This is a genomic window from Collinsella stercoris DSM 13279 (assembly GCF_020735465.1).
Lineage (GTDB): Bacteria > Actinomycetota > Coriobacteriia > Coriobacteriales > Coriobacteriaceae > Collinsella > Collinsella stercoris.
The window spans coordinates 650660-668250 of the sequence record NZ_CP085935.1 but is presented as its reverse complement, the minus strand read 5'-3'; the positions used below and the strand labels follow the sequence as shown (position 1 = coordinate 668250).

The 17591-nt window shown below is 63.8% G+C and carries 12 protein-coding genes and 1 tRNA gene; 2 read left to right on the top strand and 11 right to left on the bottom strand.

Translation table 11 applies throughout. The annotated features are described in order from the left end of the window. Positions 1-17 precede the first annotated feature (17 nt). From LK434_RS02865 to LK434_RS02820, 10 genes are all read right to left on the bottom strand, one after another. Positions 18-932, bottom strand: coding sequence for an ABC transporter permease (locus LK434_RS02865; protein WP_006721340.1), 915 nt, complete (start codon positions 930-932; stop codon positions 18-20). Continuing rightward, positions 916-1932 (bottom strand): ABC transporter permease, encoded by a 1017-nt coding sequence (locus LK434_RS02860; protein ID WP_006721341.1) that lies wholly within the window; start codon positions 1930-1932, stop codon positions 916-918. The genes LK434_RS02865 and LK434_RS02860 overlap by 17 nt, the downstream gene beginning before the upstream one ends. 1 nt (position 1933) lies before the next feature. Next, positions 1934-3580, bottom strand: coding sequence for an ABC transporter substrate-binding protein (locus tag LK434_RS02855; protein WP_006721342.1), 1647 nt, complete (start codon positions 3578-3580; stop codon positions 1934-1936). Positions 3581-4004: 424 nt separating this feature from the next. After that, entirely contained in the window at positions 4005-5447 is a 1443-nt protein-coding gene (locus LK434_RS02850; protein WP_040361277.1) for a CCA tRNA nucleotidyltransferase, read from the bottom strand. Positions 5448-5459: 12 nt separating this feature from the next. Further along, positions 5460-6806, bottom strand: coding sequence for a C1 family peptidase (locus tag LK434_RS02845; protein ID WP_040361279.1), 1347 nt, complete (start codon positions 6804-6806; stop codon positions 5460-5462). 191 nt (positions 6807-6997) lie between these two features. Next, positions 6998-7930 (bottom strand): 1-phosphofructokinase family hexose kinase, encoded by a 933-nt coding sequence (locus tag LK434_RS02840; protein ID WP_006721345.1) that lies wholly within the window; start codon positions 7928-7930, stop codon positions 6998-7000. Between the two features lie 154 nt (positions 7931-8084). Further along, positions 8085-9788, bottom strand: a complete 1704-nt coding sequence (gene ptsP / locus LK434_RS02835) for a phosphoenolpyruvate--protein phosphotransferase (protein WP_006721346.1) — start codon at positions 9786-9788, stop codon at positions 8085-8087. A 133-nt stretch (positions 9789-9921) separates the two neighbouring features. After that, entirely contained in the window at positions 9922-10185 is a 264-nt protein-coding gene (locus LK434_RS02830) for an HPr family phosphocarrier protein (protein ID WP_006721347.1), read from the bottom strand. A gap of 245 nt (positions 10186-10430) precedes the next feature. Then, a tRNA-Arg gene (locus LK434_RS02825) sits at positions 10431-10504 on the bottom strand. A gap of 79 nt (positions 10505-10583) precedes the next feature. Next, positions 10584-12530: a DUF4012 domain-containing protein gene (locus LK434_RS02820; protein WP_198002279.1), complete on the bottom strand. Its 1947-nt coding sequence runs from the start codon at positions 12528-12530 to the stop codon at positions 10584-10586. A 274-nt stretch (positions 12531-12804) separates the two neighbouring features. Here LK434_RS02820 and LK434_RS02815 point away from each other — a divergent pair, with 274 nt between their 5' ends. Together LK434_RS02815 and LK434_RS02810 are read left to right on the top strand one after the other, a co-directional pair. Further along, positions 12805-13770, top strand: a complete 966-nt coding sequence (locus tag LK434_RS02815; protein ID WP_006721349.1) for a glycosyltransferase family 2 protein — start codon at positions 12805-12807, stop codon at positions 13768-13770. A 145-nt stretch (positions 13771-13915) separates the two neighbouring features. After that, positions 13916-16315 (top strand): YfhO family protein, encoded by a 2400-nt coding sequence (locus LK434_RS02810; RefSeq protein WP_006721350.1) that lies wholly within the window; start codon positions 13916-13918, stop codon positions 16313-16315. Here the strand turns inward: LK434_RS02810 and LK434_RS02805 are convergent. After that, on the bottom strand, positions 16312-17418 hold the full coding sequence (locus LK434_RS02805; RefSeq protein ID WP_187371213.1) for a glycosyltransferase: 1107 nt from the start codon (positions 17416-17418) through the stop codon (positions 16312-16314). The genes LK434_RS02810 and LK434_RS02805 overlap by 4 nt on opposite strands. Positions 17419-17591: the final 173 nt, after the last annotated feature.

Below are 17591 nucleotides of genomic sequence, written 5' to 3'. Positions count from 1 at the left end.
TCAACCACCTATCATCCTTATTCCTGCGATGTCCGCGCATCGACCAAGCGGCGCAACGCGGAGCCCATCGCGTCGAACAGCAGCACGCACCCAACCAAAGCCGCCCCCGGCAGCAGCGCGAGCCACCACGCGCCCGCCGTGAGATACCCCATCGATTCGGCGAGGATCACGCCGATCGCGGGTTCATCGGGCGACAGACCAAAACCCAAAAACGTGATGGAGGCCTCGTGCAAAATGGCGTGGGGAAACGACAAGACCGCCCCCACGACGAGCTGGGGCACGACCGCGGGCACCAGGTGCCGCAGCGCGATGCGCGCGCGAGAGACTCCCAGCGCCTCGCTCACCTCGATATAGCGCTCGCGGCGGGCCTGCATCAGCTCGGCACGCAAAACGCGGGCGAGACTCGGCCAATGCGTGAGCGCGACGCCGACCGTCACGCCCCAAAAGCCGCGCCCCAGCGCATAGCTGATGAGCATGAGCAGCACGATGTGCGGTATCCCCATGACCAGGTCGGTCAGCCAGGAGACGCAGGCGTCGGCGGCGCGCCCGCCGTACGCGGCAACCACCGCCAGGACAAGCGAGATCACCGCGGACGCCACCGAGGCGCAGAGCCCCACGAACAGGGACGTCGAGAGGCCCGCGAGCGTGCGGGCGAGCATGTCGCGCCCCATCTGATCGGTGCCGAAGGGATGCTCGAGGCACGGCGCGAGCATCTTGGCGGCAAAGTCAGTCGAACCGGCGCGAGACGCCAGCAGCTGGCCGGCGAGCGCCGCGCCGAGCAGCAACGCCGTGCACGCGACGCACGTACGCAGCAAGCGCGCGCGGTTACCCCCGCCGCGATACACCGGCACGTGAAAGGTGGTCGGCTCCCCGCGCGACTCGCGACCGCCGTCGCGGCAGGGACACGCGCGCCTGTCATCGCGAAGCATCATCGCGCCTCCCCTCGCGCACGCGCGGATCGATGAGCGCATGCAGCACATTGGCGAGCGCGTTGCCCGCAAAGACGAACGCGGCGCTGCCCAGCGCGATCCCCACCAGCAGCGGGGCATCGCCGCCCAGGCCCGCCGTGACGGCGGCCTGGCCCAAACCGGGATAGGAGAACACCTGCTCCACGAGGACCGAGCCGCCAAACACCTCCCCCACCGAGGCGAGCTGCAGCGTCAGCGCCGGCACGATCAGGTTGCGCACCCCATGACGGCGCAGAATCGACCCGGTCGACTCGCCGCGCGCACGGGCGAACCGAACGTAGTCGCTTCCCATGACATCGATGACCTTCTCGCGCGTGTGCAGCGCGACGGACGGCACGCCGGTGAGCGCGAGCGTGAGCGCCGGCAACGCCATGTGGTGGATCCGTTCGAGAAGGGAGACATCGGCAGCGTGGACGCCGATGGGAGCGGAAAAACCCAGGGGGAACCAACCGAGCGCGACGGAGAACACCATGAGGGCGACGATGCCCACGCAAAAGGCGGGCGTCGACGACAGCACGATGCACGCGCCGTGGATACCGCAATCGACGGGCTCGTCCCGATGGATTCCGGCGACAATGCCCAGCAGCACGCCGATGACCCCGGAAAGCACCCACGCCGTGAGCATGAGCGCGCACGAGCTCGCAAAGCGCTCGCCCACCACCTGGGCAACCGGGGCGTTGTAACGCAGGCTCACGCCCCAATCGCCATGTAACGCGCCCTGAGCCCACAGCGCATAGCGCTCGAGCAGCGGCGTGCCGGCGCCCCAATGCTCGGCGAGCTGCGCGCGCTTGGCGGCGGACATGCCCATGAGCGCCTGCTGCCCCACGTTGGCCTGGACCGGATCGATGGGCGAAGCCGCGACGAGGGCGAACGTCGCGAGGCTCACCGCGAGCATGAGCAGGCAGAACCTCAAGAGCTCGCGCAGGGCGAACCGTCCGATATGACCGACCCCCCGATACCTCACGCTACGACCAGCTCCACGCGTCGACGTTGTTCACCAGCGACCATCCGTGGCCGTGGGGGTGCGGCTTTTGATGGGCGACGTCCAGATTCGTCCGCTTGAAGTAGAGGTGGTCGACGTTGGCCATCCACGCCCACGTGGCAGCGCCCTGCGGGGCGACGCCCTCGGTCCCGTCCCACATGGCCTTCTTCCAAAAATCGTAGGACGCCTCGATATCGGTCTGCGCGAGCGCCTGATCCAGATACGCGTCCGTGACCTCGCTCTCGTAGCAGCTGTAGTTGCCCCAGCCCGTCGAGTAGTGGAGCTCGTACACCTCGACCGGCGAATTTGAGCCCCAGCCCCATAAAATGGGCTGGCAGAACTGCTGAGGGTAGATCTCGTCCCAGCTGCCGCCGCGCGGGGTGACCTCAAGGCCCAGCTCCGCCATTTGATTGGCGAACTCGTTGGCCATGGCCTGGCGAACGGAGTCGTCCGAGGAGTACCAGATGTCGAAGGCGGCGCGCACGCCGGCGCGGCTGCGCACGCCGTCTTCGCCCACCTGCCATCCCGCCTCATCGAGCAGGTGCTTCGCCGCATCGAGGTCGAAGTCGACGTGCATGTCCTCGCTCGACCACGGCATGCCGTCGCCCACCGAGTAGGCCAGCCTTCCGTACCCGTCGAGCACGCGCTCGATCATGGCCTCGCGGTCGATGCCGCAGTTGATGGCCCGACGCACGGCGACGTCGCACGTGACGTCGTTGCCCATGGGATAGGCCATGTCGCCCTCGACCAACTTGGTGCCGCCCGCGGGAACGCACGGCAGCGAGATGCCGCGCGAGTCGACCGTCTTGTACGCGGCGAGCTCGTAGCCCTCAAAGTGCTGTCCCGCGTGCGTCGCGAACGTGTAGGCGATATCGACGTCGCCCGCCTGCACGGCGGCAAGGGCTGCGTCCTCGTCCATAAAGACCACGATGACGCGCTTCATCGTGGGCGCCTCGCCGTAATAGCGCGGGTTTGCGGCAAAGATGACCTGCTGGCCCTTGTCCCACTGCTCGAGCACGTAGCGACCGGACCCGACGGGATGGGTGCCGTACTCCTCGCCGTACGCGTGCTCGGGCACGATGCCCAGCACGGCGAGCGTGTAGAGCAGCGCGTTGTAGGGCTTGTTGAGGTGCAGCTCGACCACCGTGTCGCTCACCGCGACCGCGCGGTCGACCATCGAGAGGTCGGCCTCGGATGCGGGGCTCTCGATGACGCCGTTCACGGTAAAGGCGACGTCGTTCGCGGTCAGCGGCTCGCCGTCGGAGAACACGACGTCATCGCGGATGGTGAACGTCCACACCAGGCCGTCTTCGGAGCACAGGTAGTCGGTCGCCAGGTCGTTCACCACGTTGAGGTCCTCGTCGGTGGTGATGAGCGTCGACTGGATGAGCGGCTCGTGCACATGCTCGCCGCAGCCCCAGGAGACGAGGGGATCGAACCCCGCCGCAGGCTCGCTCGTGGTGTTCATGGCGACGATGACCTGCTCGGCGCCGTCCGATCCCGCCGGTGCGCTGCCGGCGGCATCGCCGTTGCCGCGAGAGCCACAACCCGACAAGGCGGCAGATGTAGCCAGGGCGGCACACGCGGCAGAGCCCGCGAGGAGCCCTCGGCGCGTGAGCCCGCGGTCCATGGGGAGACCATCCGTGCCGCCGGCGGCACGACGCCGTGATGCGCCGCGGTCGAAACCGTCACGTCGACATGCACGTCCCCCATCGTTTGAGATGCAACGCGGCCTAGCCCCTAATTTCATGATGACCCCTTTATTGGTGTTACGTATTACTCGTTTCGTAATACTAGCAGGAGACATGATACCACCGTTGACAGGTTGCCAGCAGAAGGAGGCCTTCAAATCTGTTGAACGGCATGGAACGGCACAACGGAGGCCAGCCGTGAGGAAGGGGCACAGGGTACATAGCCGCGGAACATGAAACTACGGTGCACGTGCCCACAGGATGTGCCACACGGCATGTGGGCACACACGGCATGCACACGCGCACGCACGCATGCCGTGTCCATACGGCCCACGAACCGCCATGCCCCGCGATCCCCGCAGGCTAAAAGCCCAGGTATGTCAGAAGATGCAGCGTGCTGTTAGGGACCTCTCCCACGATGGCGCCCTCGAGCGCGCGGTTGAGCGCGGCACCGACCTGCGGGCCGGGGGCCATGCCGTGCGCGATGAGGTCCTTCCCCGTCAGGTTCAGAGTTTTGACGCTATACGCCTCGCCATTGGCGATGAGCTCGCGCACCATCTCGCGCATGCGCTCGATCTCATCGACGTAGTAAAAGCACTGCGACGCCTTTCCGAGCGTGTCGGCGCGCTTGAGGTCGAACAGCTCACCCATGAGGCGGGGCACATCGACCCCTCCCGACGCGAAACGCTGCATCATGCGGAGCAGGTCAACGCGCTCGGGGCGCAACGGCTGGTCGTGATAGCGGATGAGCAGATTGACGTCGCGCATGAGGTCGTTGCCGCAGGAAAGGCGGCGCATGATGGCCTTTGCGCGCGCGGCGCCGCGCTCGGGATGCCCGTAGAAGTGACCGCGGCCGCGCTCGTCCACGGTGAACGTGTCGGGCTTGGCGACATCGTGCAGCAGCGCCGCCCACATGAGCGAGGGCGACGGCGGCGCGTCGGGATCCCCCCCGTCGATGCGAAACCGCGAGAGCTCGCCGGCCACCGTGAGCACCCGCGCGGTGTGCTCGTACACGTCGAAGGCGTGATAGGGCGTGCGCTGGTTAAACCCGCGCATGCGCGCGAGCTCGGGAATGGCCGCGCACATGAGCTCGGGATACCGCAGGAGTGCATCGCCGCCGCGCCCCGTGACCAAGATGCCCTCGAGCTCGATACCTACGCGCTCGCGCGCGACGGCATCGAGCAAGGGGGCGCAGGAGTCAAGCGCGGAGGCGGTGGCGGCATCCATGGAGAAGTCCAGGCGGCAGGCAAACCGCACGGCGCGCAACATGCGCAGGGCGTCCTCCTCAAAGCGGCGGCGCGGTTCGCCCACCGCGCGGATCTGGCGGCGCTCCAGGTCCCCCCTGCCGTCGTACAGGTCGAGAAGCCCTCGGCGCGGGTGCCACGCCATCGCATTGACGGTGAAGTCGCGGCGTGCGAGGTCCTCCTCGACGCACTGCGCGCGGCGCACACTCTCGGGATGGCGGCCGTCGGTGTAGAAGCCGTCCAGACGGTACGCCGTAACCTCGATACGCTCTCCGTCCAGCACGGCGGTGATGCCGCCGAACTTGACACCGGACTCGACCACCGCGATGCCCTCGGCGCGCAAAGCCGCCGCACTCTGCTCCCACGAGCCGCTGCAGCAGATGTCGATGTCGTGGCCGGGGGCGCACATGAGGGCGTCGCGAACCCAGCCACCCACGATCCATGCCTCGAGCCCCGCGGACTCGAGCACCCGCAGCACGCGAAGCGCCGCGTCCGTGGGACGGGTTCCGCACAGGGCGGGACCCGCAAGCGCTGCATCTGTCCTATGGGCGAGCCGAGTCACAAGCGTCTCCCGCTAGTGCGCAAGGGCGCCCATGGGATCCCAAGGCGCAAGCTCGATGGGCTCCATCTCATACGCGGCGAGCTCCTCGGCCGTGAGGTACTTCTTGTCCACGACGACCTGGTAGACGTACTCATCGAACCAGCGGTCGGAGGCGATGTCGTAACCATCCTTGCCGTGGTCGTCACCCCAGCTGTTCTCGATGCGCCAACGCGTGGGGTTGCCCTCGGCGTCGAGGCTCACGCCCTGCAGCGTCATGGCGTGCGTCATGAGCGACTCGCCGTAGTCGAGACGCGCGGCCTTGTCGAGGCCCGCCTCGATGGGAAGGCCAAAGAGCGTGTCAACGTCGAGCGCATCGGGGTCCAAAACGCCGTCGGCGGGCAGGAATCCTTGGTCGACGTCGGAGCCGAACCACACAGGAAGGCCATCCTTGAGCTGGGCGATCGCCGCACGCTTGAGCGCCTCAATGGGCAGGTTCACGTGGCGCACGCCGCCGTCCTCGATCACGTTGCCGAGGAACTTGACGGAATAGGAATGCAGGTAGGGCTTATCATCCGTAGGCGCGTTGATGACGGATACGAAGTCGTCGAGGTTCATGTCGACGAACTCGCGGAAGAAATCGATCGGCGTGTAGGTCCCGTTCACCACGAGCTTGTCGTCCTTATCGCGGATGCGCGCCTCGAAGGACGCCGGGGGCTCGCCCAGGCAGATGGCGAGCACGCGGTAGCAGCCATCCATGAGCTCACGCTTGATGGCGGCCACCTCGTCGGCCTCCGCGCCGGTGCGCACGGCCTCGCGCAGGCGCTTGGCACCCATGCGGATGTAGCGCGTGAGATAGCCGTCGAGGTCGCCGGTGTTGCTGGAGCACGCGGTCTCGGGCATAGCCTCCTTGGGCACCACACCGTACTTCTTGACGAGCGAGGCGAACATGTCCCACTGCCCGCCGTCGCAGAGCGGGTCGGCCAGCAAAAACGCGATGTCGCGGGAGGCGAGCGGCTCGCCGGCGGTCTCGATCACATGCTCGAAGAACCAGTTGCAGCGCTCGTACTTGTCCCAAAAGAGCGGATAGGACTGCGAGAGCTCGAAGGTCTTGAGCTTGAGCTTCTTCATGATGCGGAAGCGCATGGTGTTGAGGCTCGCGAACATCCAGCAGCGACCCGAGCGCTCCTGGTCGCAGACGTCGCCCTGGGTGAGCTGCACGTCGAAGGTGGTAGAGGCGAGCGCCACGGCCTGCGGGTCACGGGCGGCCTTGCGCACGCCCACACTCGTCACGGCGTTGCGCGCGATGGCGTTGCAAGTGCAATCGGCGAAGCTCGCATGTGCACGGCTCAAATCAGCTGGGGTCAGGGAACGGGCATCCATGGTGAAACACTCCTCACGTGGGTGGAATAGACTCGTGCACATAAGGATACCCCCATGCGCCGCATCATAAAACGGCGCCCCGACCAAAATCAGGACGCCGTTGCGTGCGAAGTCGTGCATTCGCGATGCGAAGGACGCGTATCGAAGGCGGGAGAACGCGCCCCCGCGATGCTCGCCGGAGTCTCGTGAACCTACTTGCGCTCAAGCTTGCGGACGGTGACGCGCTTGCTGTACTCGTCGACGCGGCCAAAGTCGCCCAGGCCGACGGACTCGGCGACGTTGGCGCCGGTAGCCATGGCGAGCTTCATGGCCTCCTCGACATTGTCGCGGTCCTTGTACCACTTGAGCAGGAACGCGGCCAGCGTGCAGTCGCCGGCGCAGACGGAGGACACGAGCTTGATGTTGAACTCGCGCTTGGCGTACCAGATGTCCTCGCCGTTGGAGAAGTAAGCGTCGCCGCGGCTGCCGCGGGTGAGCAGCACGTTCTGGACGCCAGCCTCGTGAGCGAGCTTCATGGCCACGCGCACCTCGTCGTCGGTGTTCACCGGCACGCCGAAGATCTCACGCATCTCGTGGTGGTTCGGCTTGATGAGCAGAGGCTTCTTGGAGGCGAGGGTCTTCAGCTTGTCGGAGGACAGGTCGAGCACCACGTCGGCGCCGCGCTCCTGAGCGTGCTCCATGACCTGGTCAAGGAAGTCCTTGGAGGCACGAGGGGGCACGGAACCGGACACGATCAGGCAGTCCATACCGGTGCTGGTGTCGAGGATGTCGTAGAGCTCCTGCTCGTACTGGGGTGTGAGCGGCGCTCCGGGGTTGAGCACGCCGTACTCATGCTCGCCATCGTTGATGTAGGCGCAGATGCGCGTCACGCCATCGACCCACACCGGACGGCAGAGGCAGCCGAGGTTCATGGTCTCCTCGACGATGAACTTGCCGGTGAAGCCGCCAAAGAAACCGAGGGCGACGGAGTCGACGCCGAACTTCTTGAGGGCGAAGGACACATCGAGGCCCTTGCCGTTGGCGGTGTAGCTCGCGGAGTTGGCGCGGACGTTCTCATCGGCTTGGAGCGCAGGGCCGGCGACCGTCATGTCGACGGCGGGGTTGGCGGTCAGGGTGTAAAACATACAGCCTCCTAATCAGACGTATTACCGTGTTCAGCGTACCGCAAATCGGGTGCGCGCGTCTGGCTTAAACGTGATAAATCGATTTAGCATCAAATATCGAAGACCGGTCGCGGGCCCGTCCCCATCGAGGGCCCGCGACCGGCGGCAAATCCGACTAACGAGCGGCAGCCTCGAGCAGCGCCTTGACCTCGGCAGCGGTCGTGCAGGCGAGCGCCTTCTCGGCGAGCTCGTCGCACTCGGCCTTGGACCACTGGGAAATGGTCTTGCGGGCGCGCAGGATGGACGGCGCGGACATGGAGAACTCCTCCAGGCCAAAGGAGATCAGCAGCGGCTCCAGCAGCGGATCGGCAGCGGCCTCGCCGCACATGCCGACCATGATACCGGCCTTGACGCCGCTCTCGATGATGTTCTTGATCGAGCGCAGGACTGCCGGGTAGTACACCTGGTACAGGTTGGAGATGTGGTCGTTGCCGCGGTCGGCGCACATGGTGTAGCCAATGAGGTCGTTCGTGCCAATGGAGAAGAAGTCGGCCTCCTCGGCGAGCTTGTCGGCGATGAGGGAGGCGGCAGGGGTCTCCATCATGACGCCGACCTCGATGTTCTCATCGTACTTCAGGCCCTCGGCTTCGAGCTCGGCCTTGCACTCCTCGACGAGCGCCTTGACGGCACGGACCTCCTCGACGCAGGTCACGAGCGGGATCATGATCTTGACGTCGCCGAAGGCACCGGCGCGCAGCAGGGCGCGGAGCTGCACCTTGTACTGATCGGCGTTCTCCAGGCAGTAACGCACGGCGCGGAAGCCCATGAAGGGGTTCTCCTCCTTCTCCATGTGGAGGTAGGGGATCTCCTTGTCGCCGCCCACATCGAGGGTACGGATGATGACCGGCGCGCCCTTGAGGGCAGAGGCGACCTTGCGGTAAGCCTGGAACTGCTCCTCCTCGCTCGGGAGCTCGGCGGCATCCATGAACAGGAACTCGGAACGGAACAGGCCGATGGCCTCGGCGTCGTGCTCAAGGGCGTTGGCGACGTCGTTGGGGCTGCCGATGTTGCAGGCGAGGATCTTCTTGATGCCGTCGGCGGTGACGGTCTCCTGGCCGCGGAAGGCCTCGAGGGCGGCCTTCTCCTCGGCAAACGTCTGGGCCTTGGCCTGATAGTCGGAAAGGACCTCGGCCTCGGGCTCGGCGATGACGACGCCCTTGGAGCCGTCCACGATGGCGGTCATGCCGTTGCGCAGGGCGGAGCAGCTGTTGGCGACGGAGAGAACAGCGGGGATCTCGAGGGCGCGGGCGATGATAGCGGAGTGGGAGGTGCGGCCGCCGGTCTCGGTGACGATGCCGGCGACGTGATCCTTGTCGATGGTGGCCGTCATGGACGGAGTCAGGTCGTGCACGACCACGACGGTGTTCTCGGGGAGGACGGAGAGGTCGACGACCTCGACGCCCAGAAGCTCGGCGAGGATGCCGGTGCGGATGTCGGCGATGTCGGCGGCGCGCAGGCGGAACATCTCGTCGTCCATGGACAGGAACATGTTCTCGAACATGGTGCTGGCGTCGACGAGAGCCTGCTCGGCGCAAGCGCCGCCGTCGATGGCCCCGTTGATGGCATCCGTCATGCCCGGATCCTGGGCCAGGATGATGTGGCCGGCCATGATCTCGGCCTCGTTCTCGCCCACGGCGACCTTCATGTGGTCCGCCTGGGCCTGGGTCTTCTCGCAGAAGACGGCCAGAGCGGCCTGGTAGCGCTCCTTCTCGGCGGCGACGTCGGAGACCTCGTGGGGCTCAAACGTGAGGTCGGGATCGACGGCAACCATGACGCTGCCGATACCGATGCCCTCCGAAGCGTTAACTCCCTGATACATTCAAGTTCCTCTCTCCCGTTTCCCTCCCGTGCGTGAGGGAAACAAAATGCAGGCGCCCACGGGTTCGCGGACGCCTGCAATGTACACCTATATGATTAGATGTTCGTCATCGAAGACAATGCTCGCGCGCGAACTACTCGCCGAGACCGCTCTTGATGAGCTCGATGGCGGCCGCGAGGGCCTCCTTCTCGTCAGCGCCGTCGCACTTGACCTCGACCTCGGTGCCGCAAGGGATGCCGGCAGCCATGAGGGCCATCGGGGACTTGCCGTTGACCTCCTTGTCGGGGGCGACAACGGTGACCTCGGAGGCGAACTTGCCCATGGTAGAGGCGAAGAGGCCGGCAGGACGCATGTGGAGACCCTGGGGGTTGACGAGGGTAGCCTTCTCAGAAACCATAACCTGACTCCTTTGAGTGATGCGCGCGCGGCATGCAGAGCCGAGCGTGCACATAAACACGACTCGCCCATTGTAATACGTTTGAGCAACTTTGGGGAGTCCGTTTACGACAAAGTGGGCAGCGCGATCGACAGGACGGAACGCGCACGGCACGAATAGCACTCCCCCAATGGGCTCGACTCCCCCGCCCTACGTAGCAAAACGCCCGGGTCCCAAAGGGAACCCGGGCGAGCATCTATTGGGGGTGCGCCATGGGGGATTCGAACCCTCGACCATCGGATTAGAAGTCCGGTGCTCTATCCAGCTGAGCTAATGGCGCGTTGTGCGTGGACGATTATAGATGAAAGTCACCCGCCGCGCGATCGACACGATGAGCGACGCCGTTGCGCCGAGTCGGGTTACCGGTAGCTCGTGAGCGTCGGCGTGCTCATGAACGTAAGGTCTTCCTGGTCGCCAGCGGCAGTCGTCACCTCATACGTGCAGACGATCGACTCCCCCGCGCGCAGATCGGGCCGCGACGCATGGAACACCTGGATCCCCTTATGCTCGGTCTCGACGAACTGGGCCCCATTTGAAGCCTCGAACGAGGAGATCCTGCCACCCGTCGGCGCGTAAATCAGCAGCTCGGGATACAGGTTGTCGCGGTCGAATCCCTCAAGATACCCCGAGATGTAGTCGCCTGCCGACTCGATGATCTCGGGCGTCGCGGTGTTGCGGTACGTGGTCTTCACGCCATACGTGCGCGAACCGTCGGCGTTCTCGCGGGTCGACGTGATCTCGTTCTCGATATCGATGTACCAGCCCATCTTCGAGCCGATCCAAAGCGAGAAGTACGTGCCGACGGCAGGCGAGCGCGGGTCGGTGAGGACGTCGCCGGAGCAACCCAGCGCGGAAAGCGCCTCCTGCTCATCGGTATCGGAAAGCCAGAACATGACGGAGCGGTTCTCCATGCCCTTGCGCATGAGCTCGACAAACTTGAGCAGCGTATCGGAATTGAGACCCGAGAAGAACTGCTCGAAGGCGAGGTCCGCTGCCTCGGCAAACAGGGCGTCGGCGACGTCGCCGTTACCCGACATCGAGGTTTCCTTGGACAGATAGTTCCAATACAGGTCGTGCTGCAGCACCTTGGTAGCATTGGTCCCGTCGACGACCGTGCCATCAGAGAGGGTGATGGGCCCGGCGATGGCCAGCAGATCCTGCACGACGGCAGGGGTCACAGAGATGACGCCGTCGACGTGCACGCCGGTCTTCTCCTCGTACGCGGTGGCCCAAATGTCCGCCACGCGGGTGAAGTCGGGATCCATGCCGGCATCTCGCGCGACGTTCATAAAGCCGCCGAACAGGGAGATCTCCTGCTCGCTCACCCCGAGCTCGGGCGAGGTCGCCTCCGCCATCACGTCATACACCTTTGAGAACTCATCGAGCTCGATCTTGCCGCCCTGCAGACGGAGCGTGCCCATGGAGCCGGGGAAACCGCCGGAGGCGCGCATCTCGGCCGAGTTCTGCGCGGTGATGAGGTACGTGCGATCGCCCTCGGCGCCAAAAATCGCGCCCGCCAACGGCGCGAGATCCGCAGCGTTCTGAACCAAGTCGTTCATCTCGGTGAGCTTCTCGCGCACTGGCGCGACGGTGCTTTCCAGCTTGGCGATGTGGAACGCGGGAAGCGAGCTCACCGTATCCGTGCATGTCTGAACGGCATCCGCGGCATCGCCGATCGTGGCGAACAGCTGCGTGACCGCGGAGACATCGATAGTCTTATCTGCGGAGATGAGGCCCGAGGGAGGATTGGCGGCAAGCGCCTCGGTCACCGGCACGAGCGCATCGGAGGCGACGTCGTCCAGCGAGCCGATGATTGCGCGGACGGAGGAGACGTCCTGGCCGTAAACCGGGACCAGCGAGGCGACGGTCCACAGCGGCGAGGAGAGCGAGTCGCGCATCTCGCCCGCAATACGTGCGACTTCCTGAGCGGCATTGGCGGCAGAAGCGTAATCCTGCGCGGCGACGGCATCGCCCATGCCGCTCACGCCCTGCATGACCTCAGATGCCTGGGCCTTGAGGTCCTTTGCGGAAAAGAGCGCGGCGGCGCCCACGCCCGCAATGGCAACCACAAGCGCGACGAGAACGCCCGCGACGACGAACGGAGCCTTCGAGCGCTTTCGAGGGGACTTGCCGGTCGAACGCGAGCTGGGCGCAACGCCATAGGCGGACTCGTAAGGAGCGCCATAAGGCGAGTCGGCAGTCCCGTATGAATCGGTGGCACCATACGAATCGGCGGCACCATATGAGCCCGCAGCGCCATATCCTTCACGTCCGTCCGAGGAGGAAGGGTAGGCGGACGGCCCCATGGTTGCGCCAAAATCATCTTCGCGCCCATACGGGCCGGGCGCATTACCCGACGGCTTGAAGTGCCGACCACTCGAACCATTGCCCATGTCAGCCATCCTGACAAACCTCCAGAAAGTATCAACGAAAAGAGCTTACACCTGAGCGCATTTTACCTGAATGTGCACATGGTCCCGTGACCCCCAGCGAAACTCTACTAAACTGTCCCCTAATGACCCGCCCCATTCGCATCAGCGCGGACGATAGGACCCGACAAGCTTTTTAGGAGCACATCGCATGGAACACAAACGCCCGGACATCTCAATCGTCGTCCCGTGTTACAACGAGGAGGAAAGCCTCCCCCTCTTCTTGCGCGAACTTGAACGCGTTGCGGAGCAGATGCGCCAAACCGACGACCTCACCTTTGAGGTCGTCCTCATCGATGACGGGTCGACCGACGGCACCTTGGCGACCATGAAGCGCGAGGCGCAGCGACTCCCCGCGCATTTCACCGTGCGCTGGGCATCCTTCTCCCGCAATTTTGGAAAAGAGGCGGCGCTGTATGCGGGGCTCTCGCACGCCACGGGCGAGCTGGTCGCAACCATGGACGCCGACATGCAAGACCCCCCATCCCTGCTCCCCGAAATGTATCGGATCATCACCACCGAGGACGTCGACAACGTGGCGACTCGGCGCACCACACGCGAGGGCGAACCGCCCATCCGCTCGCTGTTCGCGCGGATGTTCTACAAGCTGATCAACAAGATATCCAAGGCGGATATCGTCGATGGGGCGCGCGACTTCAGGCTCATGAAGCGCCCGATGGTGGATGCGATCCTATCTATGCGCGAATACAACCGCTTTTCCAAGGGCATCTACGGATGGGTCGGTTTCAAGACCCGATGGCTGCCGTACGTCAACGTCAACCGCGTCGCCGGCGAGACCAAGTGGAGCTTCTTCTCGCTGCTCCTCTATTCGATCGACGGCATCGTCGCGTTCTCCACCGTACCGCTCTCCATAGCCTCGGTCGCGGGCACGCTCCTGTGCATCGTCGCCTTCTTCGCGTTGATCTTCATCATCGTCCGCGCCCTGCTCTTTGGCGACCCCGTCGACGGGTGGCCGTCCCTCGCCTCCATCATCATCTTCATTGGGGGCATCCAGCTGCTATGCCTGGGAATCATGGGGCAATACCTGGCAAAAACATACCTTGAGACCAAGCATCGCCCGCTCTACATCGTGAGGGAGTCCAACCTCGATGAATAACCGCGCAGCATCCCCAACCGCCGCAGGCGCCCACTATGCCGCCAAGACCACGCACGCGACTTCCCCAAAGCCACGCGCCACGCGACCGAAGCGCCCTCAACGCGCCAGATCGGCGCTGTTTTGGGTAGCGTGCGCAGCCCTGCCCGTGTTGCTGCTGCTCGCCCTCTCCGCATGGGGCGGCATCTATCCCCTTGGCCCCGAGTCCTTCCTCACCGAGGACCTCAAGTATCAATACATCGACTTCTTCACGTGGTTCCGCCATGTGCTCACGGGCGAGGCGAACATCTTCTACTCGTTCGCGCAGGGCATGGGGTCCAATACGTGGGGCCTGTACAGCTACTATCTGGCGAGCCCCTTCAACTTCATCATCCTGCTGTTTGACGAGGCGCACCTCACCCTGGCGATCTACGTGATCGTCGCCCTCAAACTCGCGTGCATGAACGTGGCGATGGCCTGGTATCTGCGCCGTCGCTTTGCGCTCAGCCGCTCCTGGGCGCTCGCTCTTGCCCTGTGCTACACCTGGTCCACCTGGAGCGCCACCAACCTCCGCAACCCCCTGTGGCTCGACGCGTTGATCCTGCTGCCGCTCATGGCATGGAGCTGCCGGCAGCTGCTGCGCACGGGACGCTGTATCGGGCTTTCGCTCCTCGTGGCAGCCGATGTCATCACCTGCTGGTACATGGCCTACATCACGCTGCTCTTTTGCTGCCTGTTCGTGCTGTTCGAGCTCGCCGTCATGATATATGACGATGGGATGCGCCCCACGCGCTCGTGGATCGCGGGGCGGGCGGCGAGGTTCACCGCGGCGATTCTTTTGGGGCTCGGCCTCTCCGCGTGGACGTTCGTCCCCACCGTACTTGCCATGATGGGCGGCGCAAAAACCGCCGTTGGCATGTTCCAGACGTATCCGACGGCCCTCATCAGGGGATTTCTCCCCTTTGCATGGAATATCGACCACGCACCCCAGTTTTATACGGGCCTGATCCCCCTTGCGTTGGCGATCGCCATGCTCTTTGAGAAGCGCATCGACAAGAGGCTTCGCGCGCTGACGCTCGTGTTCGCCGGGTTCCTCGTCGTGAGCTCGGTGCTAGGGCCGCTCATGTACGTCTGGTGCGGCTTCCGCCAGCCCAACGGGTTCTACTGCCGCATCGCTTTCCTGTTGAGCTTTTTGGAGATTTGGGCGGCGGCGTTCCTTCTCATGAGGCGGGCCGCTTGCCGCGCAGAGGCTTCGAACACCCGCACCGTCTCGTGGACCGAGGCGGGCGGGCGGTCAACATGCGGTGCCGCCATCGCGCGCAAGCTCGCACCGCTTGGCGCGCTCGTGCTCGTTCTCGCGGACCTCGGCTTCAACGCCCACGTGTGCTGGAACCAGCTCTACATCAACTACCCGCAAGATACGCACGACACGTATGTCGCCGAGGTCGACGCGCAGATGAGTGAGCTCAAGCAGCTCGATGCGGACGCCTTCTACCGGGTCGATAAGACATACAACCGGGCCGGCGCCGCGTTCAACGAGGGCATATCGCACGGATTCAACCAGCTGTCGACGTACTCCTCGGCAAACAACCCCCAGGCCGTCGCGTTTCTCAACTCACTGGGCTACAGCTCCGAAGGGGAGTTCTCGAGCGTCTACGCCGCCCCCAACCTCGTCATGGACAGCCTGCTGGGCGTACGGTATATAGGAACGTGGAGCAAACCGGTCGCATCGACTGAGACGACGCTGCCCCATTCGAACGTCACCTCGCCCCTGTATTACAATCCCCACGCGCTCTCGCTGGGCTATCCGTGCGCGAACGGTACAGACAGCGAGTCGACGCTCCAGGGCGACGACCCCTTTGAGCGCCAAAACGCCCTGTTCGCGGAACTGACGGGAATCGACAGACCGCTGTACACGCAGCTCCAGGGTGTCGAGCAGGCAAGATCGGATGCGAGTATCACCTGGGCCGTCAAGCTGCCCGCGCACACCATCGGTTACACCTACGCGCAAACCGGCGTTGAGTCCGACTGGTCCCAAAGCGTCGGCCTGATCGTTGGCGGCGAGATGATCAGCAGCGAGGCGACGCGCTTCTCGCACAACGTTCGCGCCTTTGGGGAGTCCGGCGACGAAAGCACCCAGCATGAAATCAGCATGGTGCAGGGCTCTCCTGAGACCCAGCTTCCCCCCAAGAGCAATTGCCTGTTCTATGCGCTGAACATCGACGTGTTTGAGGGGGGCATTGAGCGGCTGCAATCGCGGCAGTTTACCCCCGACGTGTTTGAAGACGGGCGCGTCGAGGGCACATACAACGCGGAAATGCAGACCGATCTTGTGCTGTCCATCCCGTACGACAAAGGCTGGAGCGCAACAATCGACGGCAAGGAGGTCGCGCTCTCCCCTGCCTTTGGCGGCGGAATGTCACAAATCCAGGTTCCCGAAGGCTCTCACCGTATTGAGATGCGCTTCCAGTCGCCCGGCTTTACGGTCGGATGCGCGGCGAGCATTGCCGCACTGGCGGCATGCCTTGTCGTGGCAAGGGTGCAGAAGCGAGGCGGGCAGACCCGTTAACGCCTGCCCGTCAGCTTAAACCGCGCGCGCTTGGCGACGCCACACGCGCCGAGCGTGCGCAGCGACAGCCAGAATTCACGGGCGGTGTATGCGGCATGCGCCAATGACGACGTGACGCGAGCGTCAAGCCCAAGCGTCTCGCAGAACAAGCGCTTGTGCTTTGGAGAGATCTTAACGCTCGATAGCACTATGTCTTTATCCATGGCAGAGAACATGGATCGCATGCCTTCCAGCACGACCGGGTTGTCAGCGCCGTCGTCGTACATCGCGCCGTCTAGATATCTGAATCCCCGGATATAGTGGGACTCGATAATCGCACTGTCGCGCACGTCGATTCGCTGCATGCAGCCGAGCATGTCGAGCCAACGATCAAACGGGAGGCGAATCGCCGCATTGGTTGCATGGTTGCGGGTTGAGCCGGGCAGGTCGGCTCGATAGCAGTAGTAGGCATTATTTAAATAGACGATCGACTCGGCCTGACATAACGTGTCGATGAGAAACGGGTTGTCCGCCCATCCAGCTCCGGGATATTCAGGAAAACGAATGTGATGCTCACGGAGGAAATCTAGCCTATATATGGCTGACCATATCGCAGGATGATGCTCTATAAGCACTGGATGCTCCGACAGGGCGAAGGGACCAAAAGACGCCCCCATGCGCACCGTCAGCGGACACCTTGTGCGCGTTTGCTCAGAGTCCGATCGGTCCCAATCATTGATGTTCCACCAGGGGGTCTTGATGACATCGATCGCCCCATCATATGTGCTGGCAAAAGAAAGCATGTCGGCATACATGCCAGGTTCAATCCAGTCGTCGGGCTCCACGATGGCGAGCCACTCCCCGTGAGCCTCGTCCATGCCACGGTTGCACCCGGCACCGTATCCAGCGTTTTCCTTGTCGATGATACGAATGCGATCATCCAGGGCGGCGTGCTTTGCAACAATTGCAATCGAGTCGTCGGTGCTTCCGTCATTGATGCAGATGATCTCAAGATTGCTATATGTCTGTTCCCCAATGCTGCTTAAGCACTGATCGAGATACTTCTCCGCGTTGTAAATCGGCACAATGACCGAGACGAGTTGATTGGCTTGAGTCGCTTGCATCTTTCCGCCTTCGCATCGAGCGAACATACTGTCCAATTGGTCTCATTATGATAAAACGAGCATCAATCAAATACTCGAACTATTTGAGAGTCTCGCACCCAACTGAATCATGGATCTCCACATATTCTTTTCTTCGCTGACGCTTTTGGCAAAGACTGATTGGCGAGCTCCAG

Bases quoted from the DNA above. Each gene is read 5' to 3' on its own strand.
- LK434_RS02820 (WP_198002279.1), bottom strand. From the start codon at position 12,530: ATGGGGCCGTCCGCCTACCCTTCCTCCTCGGACGGACGTGAAGGATAT.
- LK434_RS02830 (WP_006721347.1), bottom strand. From the start codon at position 10,185: ATGGTTTCTGAGAAGGCTACCCTCGTCAACCCCCAGGGTCTCCACATG.
- LK434_RS02805 (WP_187371213.1), bottom strand. From the start codon at position 17,418: ATGCAAGCGACTCAAGCCAATCAACTCGTCTCGGTCATTGTGCCGATT.
- LK434_RS02855 (WP_006721342.1), bottom strand. From the start codon at position 3,580: ATGGACCGCGGGCTCACGCGCCGAGGGCTCCTCGCGGGCTCTGCCGCG.
- LK434_RS02845 (WP_040361279.1), bottom strand. From the start codon at position 6,806: ATGGATGCCCGTTCCCTGACCCCAGCTGATTTGAGCCGTGCACATGCG.
- LK434_RS02865 (WP_006721340.1), bottom strand. From the start codon at position 932: ATGATGCTTCGCGATGACAGGCGCGCGTGTCCCTGCCGCGACGGCGGT.
- ptsP (WP_006721346.1), bottom strand. From the start codon at position 9,788: ATGTATCAGGGAGTTAACGCTTCGGAGGGCATCGGTATCGGCAGCGTC.
- LK434_RS02815 (WP_006721349.1), top strand. From the start codon at position 12,805: ATGGAACACAAACGCCCGGACATCTCAATCGTCGTCCCGTGTTACAAC.
- LK434_RS02840 (WP_006721345.1), bottom strand. From the start codon at position 7,930: ATGTTTTACACCCTGACCGCCAACCCCGCCGTCGACATGACGGTCGCC.